This is a genomic window from Brevibacillus halotolerans (assembly GCF_026891775.1).
GTDB lineage: Bacteria > Bacillota > Bacilli > Brevibacillales > Brevibacillaceae > Brevibacillus_B > Brevibacillus_B halotolerans.
In genome coordinates, this window is the sequence record NZ_JAPTNK010000017.1 from 69,500 (window position 1) to 84,171 (window position 14,672).

General features: G+C 41.3%; 15 protein-coding genes. 11 read left to right on the forward strand and 4 right to left on the reverse strand.

Going from position 1 to position 14,672, the window contains the following annotated elements; genetic code table 11:
• The first annotated feature begins 62 nt into the window (after window positions 1-62).
• Both O0550_RS18895 and nadA read left to right on the forward strand, forming a co-directional pair.
• Window positions 63-959, forward strand: a complete 897-nt coding sequence (locus O0550_RS18895) for a Cof-type HAD-IIB family hydrolase (protein ID WP_068793686.1) — start codon at window positions 63-65, stop codon at window positions 957-959.
• Between the two features lie 101 nt (window positions 960-1,060).
• Entirely contained in the window at window positions 1,061-2,005 is a 945-nt protein-coding gene (nadA, locus tag O0550_RS18900; protein ID WP_003333882.1) for a quinolinate synthase NadA, read from the forward strand.
• Window positions 2,006-2,166: 161 nt separating this feature from the next.
• Here the strand turns inward: nadA and O0550_RS18905 are convergent, their stop codons facing one another.
• Entirely contained in the window at window positions 2,167-2,697 is a 531-nt protein-coding gene (locus O0550_RS18905; RefSeq protein ID WP_163246078.1) for a PCYCGC motif-containing (lipo)protein, read from the reverse strand.
• 208 nt (window positions 2,698-2,905) lie between these two features.
• Between O0550_RS18905 and O0550_RS18910 the strand changes: the two genes are divergently transcribed.
• A complete protein-coding gene (locus tag O0550_RS18910; RefSeq protein ID WP_258427056.1) occupies window positions 2,906-3,892 on the forward strand; it encodes a metal ABC transporter substrate-binding protein in 987 nt (328 codons plus the stop codon).
• Between the two features lie 57 nt (window positions 3,893-3,949).
• Here the strand turns inward: O0550_RS18910 and O0550_RS18915 are convergent, their stop codons facing one another.
• Window positions 3,950-4,318, reverse strand: a complete 369-nt coding sequence (locus O0550_RS18915; RefSeq protein WP_003333879.1) for an ArsR/SmtB family transcription factor — start codon at window positions 4,316-4,318, stop codon at window positions 3,950-3,952.
• A gap of 176 nt (window positions 4,319-4,494) precedes the next feature.
• Here O0550_RS18915 and O0550_RS18920 point away from each other — a divergent pair, with 176 nt between their 5' ends.
• From O0550_RS18920 to O0550_RS18950, 7 genes are all read left to right on the forward strand, one after another.
• Window positions 4,495-5,268: a metal ABC transporter ATP-binding protein gene (locus tag O0550_RS18920; RefSeq protein ID WP_003333878.1), complete on the forward strand. Its 774-nt coding sequence runs from the start codon at window positions 4,495-4,497 to the stop codon at window positions 5,266-5,268.
• Between the two features lie 36 nt (window positions 5,269-5,304).
• Window positions 5,305-6,144: a metal ABC transporter permease gene (locus O0550_RS18925; RefSeq protein ID WP_003333877.1), complete on the forward strand. Its 840-nt coding sequence runs from the start codon at window positions 5,305-5,307 to the stop codon at window positions 6,142-6,144.
• A 20-nt stretch (window positions 6,145-6,164) separates the two neighbouring features.
• Window positions 6,165-6,590 carry a Fur family transcriptional regulator gene (locus tag O0550_RS18930; protein WP_003333876.1) on the forward strand — a complete coding sequence of 142 codons (426 nt, stop codon included), beginning with the start codon at window positions 6,165-6,167 and terminating at the stop codon, window positions 6,588-6,590.
• 299 nt (window positions 6,591-6,889) lie between these two features.
• Complete coding sequence (locus O0550_RS18935; protein WP_101667164.1) at window positions 6,890-8,515, forward strand: hypothetical protein; 1,626 nt, start codon at window positions 6,890-6,892, stop codon at window positions 8,513-8,515.
• Window positions 8,516-8,784: 269 nt separating this feature from the next.
• Window positions 8,785-10,410, forward strand: a complete 1,626-nt coding sequence (gene nadB, locus O0550_RS18940) for an L-aspartate oxidase (RefSeq protein ID WP_258427057.1) — start codon at window positions 8,785-8,787, stop codon at window positions 10,408-10,410.
• Window positions 10,397-11,245 carry a carboxylating nicotinate-nucleotide diphosphorylase gene (nadC, locus tag O0550_RS18945; protein ID WP_258427058.1) on the forward strand — a complete coding sequence of 283 codons (849 nt, stop codon included), beginning with the start codon at window positions 10,397-10,399 and terminating at the stop codon, window positions 11,243-11,245. Before nadB ends, nadC begins: the two co-directional genes overlap by 14 nt.
• A gap of 40 nt (window positions 11,246-11,285) precedes the next feature.
• Window positions 11,286-12,050 (forward strand): type III pantothenate kinase, encoded by a 765-nt coding sequence (locus tag O0550_RS18950; protein ID WP_003343479.1) that lies wholly within the window; start codon window positions 11,286-11,288, stop codon window positions 12,048-12,050.
• Window positions 12,051-12,231: 181 nt separating this feature from the next.
• Here O0550_RS18950 and O0550_RS18955 read toward each other — a convergent pair whose 3' ends face one another.
• On the reverse strand, window positions 12,232-12,867 hold the full coding sequence (locus O0550_RS18955; protein WP_003343480.1) for a hypothetical protein: 636 nt from the start codon (window positions 12,865-12,867) through the stop codon (window positions 12,232-12,234).
• Between the two features lie 211 nt (window positions 12,868-13,078).
• Complete coding sequence (locus tag O0550_RS18960) at window positions 13,079-13,537, reverse strand: hypothetical protein (RefSeq protein ID WP_138976974.1); 459 nt, start codon at window positions 13,535-13,537, stop codon at window positions 13,079-13,081.
• Window positions 13,538-13,930: 393 nt separating this feature from the next.
• Here O0550_RS18960 and O0550_RS18965 point away from each other — a divergent pair, with 393 nt between their 5' ends.
• Window positions 13,931-14,671 carry a CpaB family protein gene (locus O0550_RS18965; RefSeq protein WP_003343482.1) on the forward strand — a complete coding sequence of 247 codons (741 nt, stop codon included), beginning with the start codon at window positions 13,931-13,933 and terminating at the stop codon, window positions 14,669-14,671.
• Window position 14,672 lies beyond the last annotated feature (1 nt).

Consider the following 14,672-nt stretch of genomic DNA (forward strand, 5'->3'; position numbering starts at 1 on the left):
GGATGGTGCTCTTATTTTTTTCTCGATGATATTTTGTCAATGACAACAGTGGGGGGATCAGCATGAGTGTAGCAGATTGTAAAATCGTAGCGTTTGATATGGATGGAACCTTGTTAAATGGCGAAGCAAAAATTTCCCGAGAAACATGGAAGGCATGCGAAGAATTACAACAGCGAGGGGTAAAGCTTTTGCTATCTACAGGCAGACCGTTTGTATCAGCTCGTATTGCATCAGACTACTACCCTTTTGATGGTTATGTGTGCAGTAATGGGGCCGCTTTGTTTGCAGAGGATGGAACATTATTAAAATATGCTGAATTACCGAAAGAAGTTATTATTTCTCTTGTAGAAATAGGCAGACAAAAAGATCTTTATTATGAGGTTCATGACCAGAACAGCAATCGTTGGATGGTTGATGAAGACAAAGAACGTATTGGACAGATGCTCTTCTCAGAACCGTTCATTACAGAGGGGATTACCTTAGAGCACACAAAGCGTGAATATGCCAATCGTCAATTTTCCTATAATGAATTAGCGAAGTTTATGCCTAAAGATGAGCTTTTACATAACATTGCTTCAGGAGAGTTTGTGATTAGCAAAATGTTCTTTTGGCATAAGGATACGAGTGTACTGGAATGGCTGCGTGAACAGACGGCAGAGTTTATTGGAAAAGTGAGTTTAACTAGCTCTGGACCGTTTAATATGGAAGTGATTCCACTTGGGTTAAGTAAATGGATCGGCTTACAAACCTTTATGCAGAAATGGAATGTACCTGCAACGGAAATTGCAGCATTCGGGGATGCAATGAATGACTTTGAAATCCTGTCTCATGTGGGGCACCCAGTTGTAATGGAAAATGCCGAGGATGAGGTTAAAAAGCTAGCGAGATATATGGCAAAGCACCACTGTGAAGATGGGGTGGCATGCTTTATTCGTGAATATATGCTCCGGAATCAGTAATCATTTTACAGTTGGCCCACCCCTTGCTAATTGACAAATAGCTGACGGAGACAGTACAATAGCGCCGAATTCGTCTACATCACCTGGCAGGGGGTAAGGGTATGGAAGCTTTAGCTCTACAGAAGAAGGAGCAACGCAATGCCGAATTAAGAGAACGATTGTTTCAGCTAAAAAAAGAACGCAATGCCATTATTTTAGCTCATTTTTACCAACGTCCAGAGATTCAGGAAGTAGCTGATTTTATCGGAGATTCCTTTGGACTAGCACAAAAGGCAAAAGAAACAGAAGCAGACGTGATTTTATTTTGTGGTGTGCATTTTATGGGTGAAAGTGCAAAAATTCTCAATCCCAACAAAACGGTGATCATTCCTGATGAACGAGCTGGTTGCCCAATGGCTGATATGGTTAACGTGGAAGGATTGCGTAAAGTCAAAGCTCAACACCCCAATGCAAAAGTGGTCGCTTACATCAACACCTCGGCTGATGTGAAGGCAGAAACACACATCTGCTGTACATCCTCCAATGCACAAAGGGTTATCGAGTCGGTAGATAGTGACGAGATTATATGGGTTCCTGATAAAAATTTGGGGCACTATGTGTCACAATTCACAAACAAAAAAATGATTATTTGGGAAGGGTACTGTAACACACACGACCAGTTATCTGTGCAGGATATTATGCTGATGAAGGCAGAGCACCCAGAGGCGCTTGTCGTAGTACATCCTGAATGCCGTCCAGAGATTGTTGCATTGGCAGACTATGTAGGCTCCACTACTGGAATACTGAAGTTCTGTAAGGAATCGAACCAAAAAGAATTTATCATTGGAACGGAAGACGGAACAAGATATATGCTGGAAAAAGAGAGTCCAACGAAACAGTTTTATTTTGCCTCTAAATATTTGGTCTGTCCCAATATGAAGGTTAATACATTGAAAAAGTGTGTAGAAGCGTTAGAGACCTTAAAACCGCAAATTTATGTTCCCGAGCATGTGGCAAATGCGGCGCGAGCTTCGTTGGAACGTATGCTGGAGGTAGCACCTGGCTGATCCCAGAGGTAAGATAAATCATAGATGCTGAAAAAAGAAAAGTCTGCGCTAAAGAAGCGTAGACTTTTTTTGTATGATTGGGAAATATTGTTCAATTTACCTTTGATAGTGAGAATAATCTTGTAGAAAGCATTCATTTAGGATCGTAAACGTTTGATTGCTTATGCAGTCGGCATAGGAGTAGGTGTCGGGTCTGCATAGCCTTTGCTAAAGTTTTCATCAATATATGTACGGATATCCAACTTAGTTTTACCTTCCTGCATCATTTTTGCAGAAGTAATAGCTATGTCCATACATGCTTTGCAACGAGTGCCGTGATCGTCCCATGTGACAGAGCCGTCTTCCTTCACTTCTTTAATAAAGCAGTTTCCATTGTGTTGATGACCGGCAGATTCTCCACATCCGCAGTAACAGGGAATAGATTGAAGCAGGTCATTATGATCCGCTGCGATACGATAAACAGCTTTAATATTTGGGTCAACCGTATCCAAAAAAGTTGGGAGAGTGGAGATAGAATTGGTTACTTCCTGTAGATCGCCATTAGGTGCGTGTGACGTATGGGGTGCGTCAGGAGTCTGTTCTTGGTTTATAGCCTGAGAAGATGAAGAGGTTCCTACCGAACTGCCATTCGCGCATCCTGTGAGCAATACGATACCAAGGAGTGAGATAGACAATAGTTTTGCTATTTTCACGTAAATTCCCCCTTATTTTCCCTTGATTATACCATAATCCATTCTTTAGGCTGTAGATGATACTATTAAATCGTAATGGTTCTTGTTTACAAACTGCTCGCATATAAGTATAATGAGAGAGGCAAATAGGAATGATTACGAATTATAATAATATCGTAAGACATAAACAACAAATACAGACAGAGAAGAGAGCATGGAGGAGGACTATATGTTACGGTTCGTTAAAAAATGGGGAGTTATTTTAGGTGTTGCAAGTATGGCCTTGTTTGCAAGTGGATGTGGCAATACGAATATAGCAGGTTCAGTACAAGAGAGTGGAAAACTTTCTGTGTATACAACTATATATCCATTGTACTATGTAGCAGATCGAATTGGTGGGGAGTATGTTTCCATTAAAAATGTTGTTCCGGCTGGAGTCGAACCACATGATTATGAACCTACTGCTCAGGATATGGTGGCCATTTCTAAGGCTAATGTTCTCATTTATAATGGTGGCGGTTTAGAAGCATGGGTAGAGAAAGCTGTAAAGAGTCTAAATCAAGCTAATTTACTAGCTGTAAATACGACGGAAGGGCTTACTCTTCTAGCTTCAGAGGAACATGATCATCATCATGAAGGTGATAAAGGGCACGAAGGTGAATCGGCAGGACACGAGCATGAGCATGATCACGGGGAATTTGATCCCCATGTATGGCTTGATCCTACAATGCTAGAGAAGCAAGCTGCACAGGTGAAGGACGCATTTGTTAAGGCCGATCAAGCACATAAGGAGCAGTTTGAACAAAATTATAAAGCGCTAGTAAATGACTTGAACAAGCTAGACCAGGATTTTAAAACAATGGTAGAACAATCACCTAAAAAGGAAATTTTAGTTTCGCATAAGGCTTTTACTTATCTAGCTGCTCGTTATGGACTGGAGCAGATTGCGATTTCTGGTATTTCTCCTGATGATGAGCCATCGCCTTCTGAGCTAAAGAATCTAGTGGAGAAGGTAAAACAAAAAAATATTAAATATGTTATGTTCGAAACATTGACCTCTCCAAAAGTAGCGGAAGTAATCGCGCGTGAAACAAAAGCACAAACAGCGATACTAAATCCACTAGAAGGCTTGACTACGGAAGAACAGACAGCGGGCAAAGACTATATTTCCATTATGCGTGAAAACCTGGAAGTGTTACGTCAGGCCCTGCGATAAGCTTAAATAAAGATCGCCGCTCCTAGATTGGGGCGGCGGTTTCTTTTAGCAATACAATTATTTGTGTTCATTCGCATGTTCAACTCCTGCATGTATCAGCATACGAACATGATCATCATCCAAAGAATAGTACACCATTTTCCCTACCTTGCGATATTTAGCCAGGCCCATATTCCGTAATAGTCGAAGATGATGCGAAGCGGTCGCCATGCTAATCCCAATTACGGCTGCAACATCACATACACAGAGTTCATCTTCGAGGGAGAGGGCATAAATAATTTTGGAGCGTGTATCATCAGCTAAGGCCTTAAACAAAGGGGCTACTCCGTCTGCCTCTGTTATTCTCGGTTTTAATTGATTTACTTTCTCGACTTCAACGCATTCTATCTCACATACGTCTTTTTCCGTTTGATCTTCATAAGCCAAAGTGATCACCTCTTCCTTTCATTAATTATAGAAAACGAAAAGCTACTTCACAAGGATAGCAGAAAAGAGGCAAAGAGACTTGTGAAAGCCTTGAGTCCCTGCCCATTTCATAGTACCATGATAATATTAAATAAGAATAATTACGATTATGCCACAAAAGTTAGGAAGTTGATTATATGCACAATGCAAAAAAGCATGCGAGTGTTGTTTCTCTGAAATCCGTGTCTTTTCGTTACGAGGATGGAAAAACGGTTCTGGAAGATATAGACTTTTCAATGGAAAAGGGCGATTTTGTAGGTATTGTTGGCCCAAATGGTTCAGGAAAATCAACATTAATGAAATTAATTTTAGGGTTGATTTTACCTACCAAAGGCGAGATTAAGCTTTTTGGAGAGCCTATCCAAAAATTTAAGGATTGGACGAAGATCGGCTATGTTGCTCAGCAGGCAGCTCATGGGGCCAGTGGATTTCCGGCTACTGTACGTGAAGTAGTGGCTTCCGGACTGGTTGGCAAAGTAGGTTTATTTCGCCGCTTGTCTTCTGAACATCATCAGCAGGTCTCCGATGTAATTAAGCGTGTTGGTTTGTCTGCAAAGGAAAACGAGCGTATTAGCAACTTATCTGGTGGTCAGCTACAGCGGGTGTTTATCGCTCGTGCTTTGGTAGCAGAGCCAGAACTCTTGATACTAGATGAACCAACAGTAGGGGTAGATCAGGAATCTATCGAGCAGTTTTATCAGCTCTTACGTTCGCTTAAAGAGGATACGGGAATGACGATGATGATCGTAAGCCATGATGTTGGCGTCATGATTGAGTGGGTAAATAAAGTAGCCTGTCTACAACGTCGGTTACACTTTCATGGCACCGCAGAGGAGTTCGAGCATAAACAGGAGCAAATTTTTCAATCGATGTACGGTGAGAGCGTCAGGCTTTTAACCCATCATCATTAATCTGCCGCTGGGCGGAAGAAGGAAGGACAAAAAGGAATGCTAGCCGATTGGTGGAATTATGAGTTTTTACGATATACCTTGTTTTCAGGACTGCTGATCGGATTGGTTTGCCCGATCCTGGGGACATTTTTAATTGTTCGCCGTTTATCTATGATGGCGGATGGGCTTTCCCATGTGACGCTTTCAGGAGTAGCAGCAGGAATGCTTTTAGCGAAAAAGGTAGCTTTCTTTAGCGTAGTGAACCCCTTATTTTTTGGAATGCTATTTTCTGTGATTGGGTCACTGTTTATCGAGCGATTGCGTAAGGTATATCGTGCGTATCAGGATTTGGCGATACCGATCATTTTATCTACAGGCCTAGGCTTATTTACAGTTTTAGTGAGTATTGCTGATGGGTTTAACCAGGATTTATACTCATACTTGTTTGGGAAGATTGTAACAGTAACCATTGAGGATTTATTAGCCTTAATTGGGGTAGCTGTTGTAGTGATAGGAACAGTTATCCTGTTATACAAAGAATTATTTGCTGTGTCGTTTGATGAAGAATTCGCACGGGTATCAGGTGTGGCTAGACGCAGTATTAATCTATGGTTCATGGTACTAGTAGCTCTAACAATTGCGGCATCCATGCGAATTGTTGGTGTACTATTGATCTCTGCGTTGATTACGATTCCAGTAGCGGCCAGCTTGCAAATAGCTAAGAGCTTTCGACAAGCTATTTTCTACTCGATTTTGTTTGCCGAAATCTCTGTGTTAACAGGCTTGTACTTTGCTTATATGCTTGATTGGGCTTCTGGCGGTACGATTGTATTAGTAGCTGTCTTTATTTTAATGATTGTGTTGGGCTTCAAACGTTTACGAGCAATCTTACGTTGAAGTAAAGGAGGAGATTGCAGTTGAATTTGGAACAAGCGCTCCAGTTGTTAAAAGATAAAGGATATAAATACACAGGTAAGCGTGAAGAGATGCTGCGTATTTGTGCTGAGGAAAAGCGATATTTGTCCGCACGAGATATCATGGGGCGGATGAAGGATAATTATCCAAGCTTGAGCTTTGATACGGTATACCGGAATATTTCTACCTTCGTTAAATTGGGCATTTTAGAAGAGACCGAACTAGATGGCGAAGGAAAGTTCAGGCTCTCATGCTCTACGCATGGACATCATCATCATGTCATTTGTACAGTATGCGGTAAGACGAAATCATTGCCGAACTGTCCGATGAACGTAATTCCTGAGATTTCCGAGGAATTTGTCGTAACCGGCCATAAGTTCGAAGTGTATGGAACCTGTAAAGACTGTAATGAACATATAGCTATGTAAAAGATATGAGATAAAAAGCACCCGGTAAGGTGCTTTTTTATTTTGTTATTTGCCGAAAGAAGAGATTCAAAAGCTTATCCATGAGTTTATATTACAAAGAAACGCCAATGGCTCGATATGTAACGGAAGTAAACAAAGGCACGTCCCAATAAAAAATACCTGTTCTATTTGAGAAAAATAAAATGTAAACCTTTTGTAACTACTTAGCATTTTTTGGGGTGTATGATTAAAACAACAAGAAGACAACAGCTCAAAAAACAAATCACATTTATTCACTCAATTGATGGAGGTAATGATATATGAAAACATTAGTAAAAGTAGTAACAAGCGTAGCGCTTTGCGGTGGAGTATTTGCAGGAGTTGGAGCAGTAGCTAATGTACCAGTGTTTGCATTGGATACCCAAAAAGCACTGCAAGCCTTTGAAGAAGGAGCGCTTTTCTCACTGAAGGATTTGCAAGTAAAGCCAAACAGCTATGTACTTGATTACACACAAGCTGATCTTACTGGTGATGGTGTAGCGGACGGAGTAACCTTGATCGGTACAAAAGAAAAGAAAGATGATATTTTCGTAAGTAATATCATGGTTGTTATGCAAGATGGAAAAACAATGAAATTCACACAGGTACCAGTTGGAAAACAAAATAGCGGATATGAGCCAAAGCTAACAGTGGGCGATTTTAATAAAGATGGTGCACAGGACGTATTAGTAGAAATGGGAGATGGCGGAAGCGGCGGAACTTCTACATATAGCTTGGTATCCTTTAAAGATGGCAAAGGTGCCGCAATGGTTGACCAAGAGAAGCTGAACGCTGGCGTTGACTTCGACATTCAGTTCACAGAAGGCTTTAAAGCAGAAATTACAAACAAAGCTACAAAAGAAAAAACAACGGTAGATATCAGTGAAAATAAAGACAATTATATCAAAAACGGAATTTATGATGCTAAAGGAAAGCTATTGAAAGCAGTTAAGGGCGCTCAAGACGGATTTGGCTCCTTAGAAGTAGAGGAACAAGCAGACGGTGGACTTGCATTGGTTGGAACACAACACATTTGGGGCAGCTACCACGCTGACAGCATCGCTATTGCAACAAGCACATGGAAAATTGATAACGGCCAATTGAAGCTAGAAAAAACAGAAGTAACAGCATTTGACCATGATAATTTCTCCATTGCTCCGAACTATGCACCGGGCGACAAATTTACAGAAGCAGCTCTTTCTACAAAAGAAAATAACTATGTCATTGATTCTAAATATGCTGATGTAAATGGTGACGGTGTGCGTGACGAAGTGATTTTGATCGGTCATAAGGAAGAAGGGGAAAAGGATTTCTTCGCTAATGAGCTAACAGTGGCTGTAAAAGATGGTAAAACCAAAAAACTCACTATGGGTACAGTAGGAAAAGAAAAAGCTGGCTTTGAAGCTACGCTACATATTGGTGCATTTAAATCCGATAAACAGAAGGATATCCTGGTAAGTGCCCCAACAGGTGGCAGCGGTGGCCTATCTACCTTTAGCGTGTTGACTTTCTCTGATAACAAGATTGTTCCATTAGTTGATCAGGAGCTGTTAAATAAAGGTGTAGAATACGATGTCGTTTTTAAAGATGGCTTTAAAGTAGAGGTTTCTAGCAAAGCTACTGGCAAAAAGGAAACCATTGATGTAAGTAAGAACAAAAAAGAGTATGTAGAAACTAAGGTTTATGATAATAACGGAAAACTTTTGCAGGAGACAACTGGTTGGGCTGATGGGCTTTCTGTGTTGACCCCGGTTGATGTGGACAAAAATGGTGTACTAGAGCTTCAAGCTGTACAAAATATCTCCGGAGCATACCATGCTGACCATTTAGGTGTAGCAAAAACAACATGGACATTGAAAAATGGCAAGCTTGAGCTTACAAATGAAGCACTAGAATTAAATAAATAACATGCTGATTGTAAAGATGGTACTGGTATATAAACTGTAATGAAGAGCCCCCGTTATAAGTAAAGCTGATGATGAGTTTTGGTGTTGAAAAGTAAATAGATTGGACAAAAGAAGCGGCAGGAGCCTTTGGGCTTTTGCCGCTTTTCCGTATGCTCGCACCTGTATAGGCGTAAAGATTTTTCCCCAATGATTATCAGCTTCTGCTCATAAGAGGCATTTGCTATAATGATGAGGAAAAAAGTAGAGAATCACGGAGATGGTGATGTGTGATGTTCCCGAGACATGTACTGAACTACCAGACTGATCATTTACCAAACATGTATACCGATGTGATTGTAGTTGGTTGTGGAATTGCAGGCTTATATACAGCGTTAGAAGCAAGCAAAAAAGCAAAGGTAGTACTAATCAGTAAAAAGGGCTTGCAGGATAGCAATACTCGCTGGGCTCAAGGGGGCATCGCAGCGGTTACCGCCCAAAATGATTCTCCCGCATTACATCGTCAAGATACCATGCTGGCAGGCGCCGGAATTTGTACCTATGAAGCAGTAGATGTATTGGTGCATGAAGGGCCCAAGCGATTACAGGAGTTAATAACCTACGGGACTCAATTTGATAAAGATAGCAATGGTGAATATGAATTAACACGCGAGGGCGCACACAGCCAGCGGCGTATTCTGCATGCACAAGGAGATGCTACTGGTGCCGAGATCGTCCGAGCTTTAGCGAAAAAGGTGGCAGAAACAACGAACATTACCTTACTAGAGGAGCATTTCGCTATCGACATTCTTACGCATCAAGGAGAATGTGTGGGAGTGCTAGCTCTTAAACCATGCGGGGAGCTGTTTGCCATACAATCGCACGCTACTATTCTGGCAACAGGCGGTGCTGGTCAGCTATATCGCTACACCACCAATCCGGACATTGCGACAGCAGACGGCATTGCGATGGCTTATCGGGCTGGTGCAGAGGTAAAAGATATGGAATTCATTCAATTTCATCCTACGGCTCTGTGCTATCCAGATGCCCCGCGTTTTTTAATTTCCGAGGCTGTTCGCGGAGAAGGTGCTTATTTGCGCAATGTGCTGGGTGAGCGTTTTATGTACAAGTATCATCCTCAGCAGGAATTAGCTCCGAGAGACATCGTGGCACGAGCCATTGTATCGGAAATGGAAACAACAAAATCTACCTTTGTGTATCTTGATATTACACATGAGTCTGAAGAGCTGATTAAACATCGCTTTCCGACAATCTATGATTTCTGTTTGAGTTATGGGCTGGATATGGTAGCTGATTGGATACCGGTAGCACCTGCTTGCCATTATATGATGGGCGGCGTAAAGACTGATTTATATGGCGAAACGAATGTACCGAGATTATTTGCGTGTGGAGAAGTCTCTTGCACGGGAGTACATGGGGCTAACCGCTTAGCTAGTAATTCATTATCCGAAGCAATTGTGTTTGGACATCGCATCGTAGAACGTTTACAAACGCTACCGCCTGTGATGTCAACCATCTCGCTTAGTGAATCATCTCTACGCACTACCGGCAGAGTAGGGAATTGGAAAAAGATGCGGCTACAGCTACAAAAGATTATGCTGCGCCAAGTAGGGGTAAAGCGTGAGGAGCAGGGTCTGCGAGCAGCGTTGCAGGAACTTGAGAGCATGCAAACAATTCTATCGACTCATACAGTCAAACCTGAGGCCTTGGAACTGAAAAATCTGCTGACAACAGCCATCCTTACCACTAGAGCGGCCTTAGCTCGAACAGAAAGCCGCGGTGGCCATTATCGCGTTGATTATCCTGAGCAAAATGAAGAGAGATGGCTTAAGCATATTACGCAAGGTATCCATTCAGGGCTACAAGAGGAGAGTGAAATCCGTTATGCTATGGAATAAACGCGAATTACAACGAAAAATAGAGGAATGGCTATTCGAAGATGTTGGTCATGAGGATATCACAACTATGGCCACGATTCCAGCAGATGAGAAAGGTACGGGAATCTTGTATGCGAAAAAATCAGGTCTGATCGCGGGCTTAGATATTGCCGAGCAGGTCTTTCATACCGTGGATCATGAGCTTAGCTTTCAACGCTTTGTAACAGAAGGCAGTCAGGTGCAAAAAGGGAATGTAATAGCTGAAGTTACCGGCTCGGTACAGGCTATTTTAACCGGTGAGCGCTTAGCCCTTAATTTATTGCAGCGTCTCTCAGGGATTGCGACACGTACCCAATTATTTGTGAAGGAAATTTCGCATACACAGGCGAGGATAGTAGATACACGTAAAACAACTCCGGGTTTGCGATTATTAGAAAAATACGCAGTGCGTGTAGGTGGCGGACATAACCACCGGTTTGCTCTTTACGATGCAGTGATGATCAAAGACAATCATAGTAAAGGTGCAGGTGGCATAAAGGAAGCGGTAAGGAAAGCGCGTGAAGCCATTCCCCACACAATGAAAATAGAAGTAGAAGCTGAATCACTCATGCAGGTACAGGAAGCGTTGGAAGCAGGAGCAGATATTATCATGCTGGATAATATGTCCTGCGATCTGATGAGAGAAGCGGTCCAAATCATTTCTGGAAAGGCAATCATTGAAGCATCTGGTGGAGTTACATTGGAGACGGTAAGAGCTATTGCTGAGACTGGTGTCGATGTGATTTCAGTGGGCGGACTTACGCATTCCGTTGCTGCCTTAGATATTAGCTTAGATTTAAATCAACGGAAAAGATAGTCAGTGTTAGCCGACAAGATAGAGAAAAGAGGAACTACCCATGCTACTCGTAATGGATATAGGCAATACGAATATTGTGCTCGGGATGTATCAGGGAGATCGATTAGTGTACCATTGGCGTATTGCAAGTGACCGCAATAAGACTGAGGACGAGTACGGCATGCTCGTGCTCAATTTATTTCAAAACGCAAAGCTTACGCTCGAAGCTGTAACGGGAATTATCATTTCTTCGGTCGTCCCGCCTTTAAATAAAGCGGTAGAGAGTATGTGTGAAAAATATTTTTCCAAGAAGCCGCTATTGATTGGGCCAGGCATCAAAACTGGGCTAAATATAAAAGCAGAATATCCAAGAGAGGTGGGAGCAGATCGAATTGTCAACGCGGTTGCAGCGATTCATGAATATGGCGCTCCTTTATTGATTGTTGACTTCGGTACGGCTACGACCTTTTGCTATGTAGATGAAAAGAACCAATACTTAGGGGGTGCAATCGCGCCGGGTATCGGGATTTCGACCGAGGCGCTCTTTACCCGTGCCGCAAAGCTGCCGCGTATTGAGATTGCCCAGCCTGCGACTGTGATTGGCAGAAATACCATTGCTTCCATGCAGTCCGGTATTTTTTATGGTTTTATTGGTCAAGTTGAGGGTATTGTGAGCAGAATGAAGCAGGAGTGTAACAGCAAGCCAACGGTGGTTGCAACAGGGGGACTTGCCCCACTCATTGCGAAAGAGACTGATTGTATTGATGTGGTTGATCAGCATTTGACGTTGAAGGGCTTACGGTTGATTTATGAGCGAAATGTGTAAGATTGTTCTCGAAAGCCATGGGATTTGCTCCTGTGGCTTTTTTGTTAACACGTCGTTTTACCTAGAGGAATCGATTTAACAGGTAGGGTGTCATAATGATTGTATAGAAAAACTACACCTCCAATGTTAGATGTGTCTAACAATTAAGGTGTAGTTTACAGGAAGACAGAGTGGTTCGGTTTTATGAGTCCAAAGGGCAGAGATAAACCCCTTCAACATTACAAATTTTTTCTAGAAATTCCCTATTAGATTGGTCTGTTAAATAGGTAGGGCAAGCAAAGTCACCAGGCCATATAATGAGATTTAAATCTACAAAGTAAAGGCAAGTTGAAATATAATCACGAAGGTTTAATTTGAGGAGGAATTCAAGATCCTTCAATTCAGATACTTCCATGATTGATTCAAAGAGCTTCTCTTGGAGCTCTTTCAGTTTGTTCTGATCAATATCTTCAGGAAATATATCTTTATATGAAATGCTACTTTCCACGAAAGTGCGAGAGCAAGTCCATAAATTTCTAAAAACATTTAGAAATTTGCGCTCAAGCTCTAAATAGTCTTGTTGCTCTTTGATCTCCTTATCCGTATCATAAAAAATCTCTGCTTGATTATATTTATCCCAATTTTGAATTAAAGTAGGAAATCGGTTGATTCTATACATTTTATTCGTATATTGAATATCAAATTTATCCCACTTATCAACAAATAGAAAATCTTTATCCCAATCATCAGGTCGTTCACAACCCTTTTTTAGATAATCCATGTCGATGGCATAATGTGAAATGTAGTCTTGGAACGTTACAAAACTCTTATTTTCCAACAAATTTCCCCTCTTTCGATAAAGAAGCAATTCGCTTACCTTTTATTTTTTAATTTCCATACATCTTCTTTATGTCCCTCTTGATCGCCTCCAGTTCCTCTTGTTTTTTCAATCGTCCTGCCTGTTTTTTGATCCTTAAAAGTACCTCTTTCTCCTTTTGCTTTCTAAGTAAATTTATCTACATCTACGGAGTAATCGTCATTTTTCTTTTTTAATTTTTGGGGGATGTCATCAGCAGCATCTTCGATTTCTTGCTTTGTACGTAAATAAAAATCCCTATCTTTTTCCTTTGTTTATCCAACTCTTCCTCTACATAAAGACCAGCTTTAACAGTAGCAACACCACCAGCTACGTATGCGGCGATTTCAGTAGCTCCCCAAGCTAATGGAATTAGAAAGACCGCTCTTTTTTGTCGTCCAGTACTCTCTTTTTGTAATTGGGACATTACCTCGTCAGCAGAGCTATCTTTTAAATCAAGAAGTACCTCTTCGGTTTCTTTATCCACGACATTAATAGTATATGTCTGGGTTTGCTTATTGAACGTAATAGTTGTTACAACCTCATCTTTTTCAAATGCAATCGTTTCAAAATCTTCAGTTACTATTACCTGTTTAGCTTCTATAACTTGATTAGGTGATGCAAAGGTTCCCGTAACACCACTGGTTAACATGACAGCAACAATAAGAGAAGAAATAATTTTTTTATAGAAAAACACCCATTTGGAAATATTATGAAACGAACTTTTATTAGAATATAATTATTTAGCAAATATTTCAAGTTAATGCAAGTGAACTTTTTGTGTAAATTTGGAAGAAAATATAATTTTATTAAACATATGGATTAAAAAATGGTTAGATCATCAAAGATTAATTGTAGATGCTCCTTTAAGCATTCTATATTTCTTTAGGAAAAAACCATATGAACTTCCTATATTAGACATAGAAAAGGTAGGAATGAAAGAATGTTTTAACACCATGGGGATTTCTTCATGGCTTTTTTTGTCCCATAAAGCGTTAGTACACTTCTTTTACCGGATAGATATGGAAAAGGAGGGAGGCATTCCATGGGAGGCTATCGGTTTAGCTATATCCGTCTGCTAGTTATTACGCTGTTGGCCATTGCATGTGGTTTTCTAACCTATCAGACAGTACGGCCTGAGCTGTTTTATTACATCAGGGTAAGGGAGCAGAGCGAGCTAGAAATAGGGACCCCTCTGTCCCTTGATCATGTTGAAAAGGGAGTATTAGAAATGGGCAATCGTTTTTTTAGTAGCTCGGTTGAGGTACCCGGTTTTATTCCTTGGGAAGAGGTCAGTCATGTAATTGGAATACCAGTGATCCGTCACGTAAAGGCGGGTGTCCCATTACTAAAGGCTGATATTTCAACAAGCACGGAAGAAAATCAGCTACAAGGTAACCATCCCAATCAAACGGCGATGACAATACCAGTTGATAACATCAGTGGTGTATCAGCACAGCTACAGGAGAGAGATCGTGTTCATATATATGCTTCTTTTAAGGATGAGGAGGGGGCACATACTGGACTTTTGCTTAAGGCAATGCCGGTAGTCGGGGTACAGCGTGGTTTAGACGGGGAGGGGGCAATTCTAAAAGCAGTGACGATTTCCTTAACGCTTCATGAAGGGAGGTTACTCGCCCATGCCCTCCACTATGGCAAGCTACATCTAGGAAAAGCAGGGTATGGCAAAGACTTAACATCAGGAATTGGAGACGCTCATTTTGCTAAAGCATTGATGAAAGGTAATAAAAGCTGGACAGATATAGAAGGAGAAGGAGGAAGCTAGA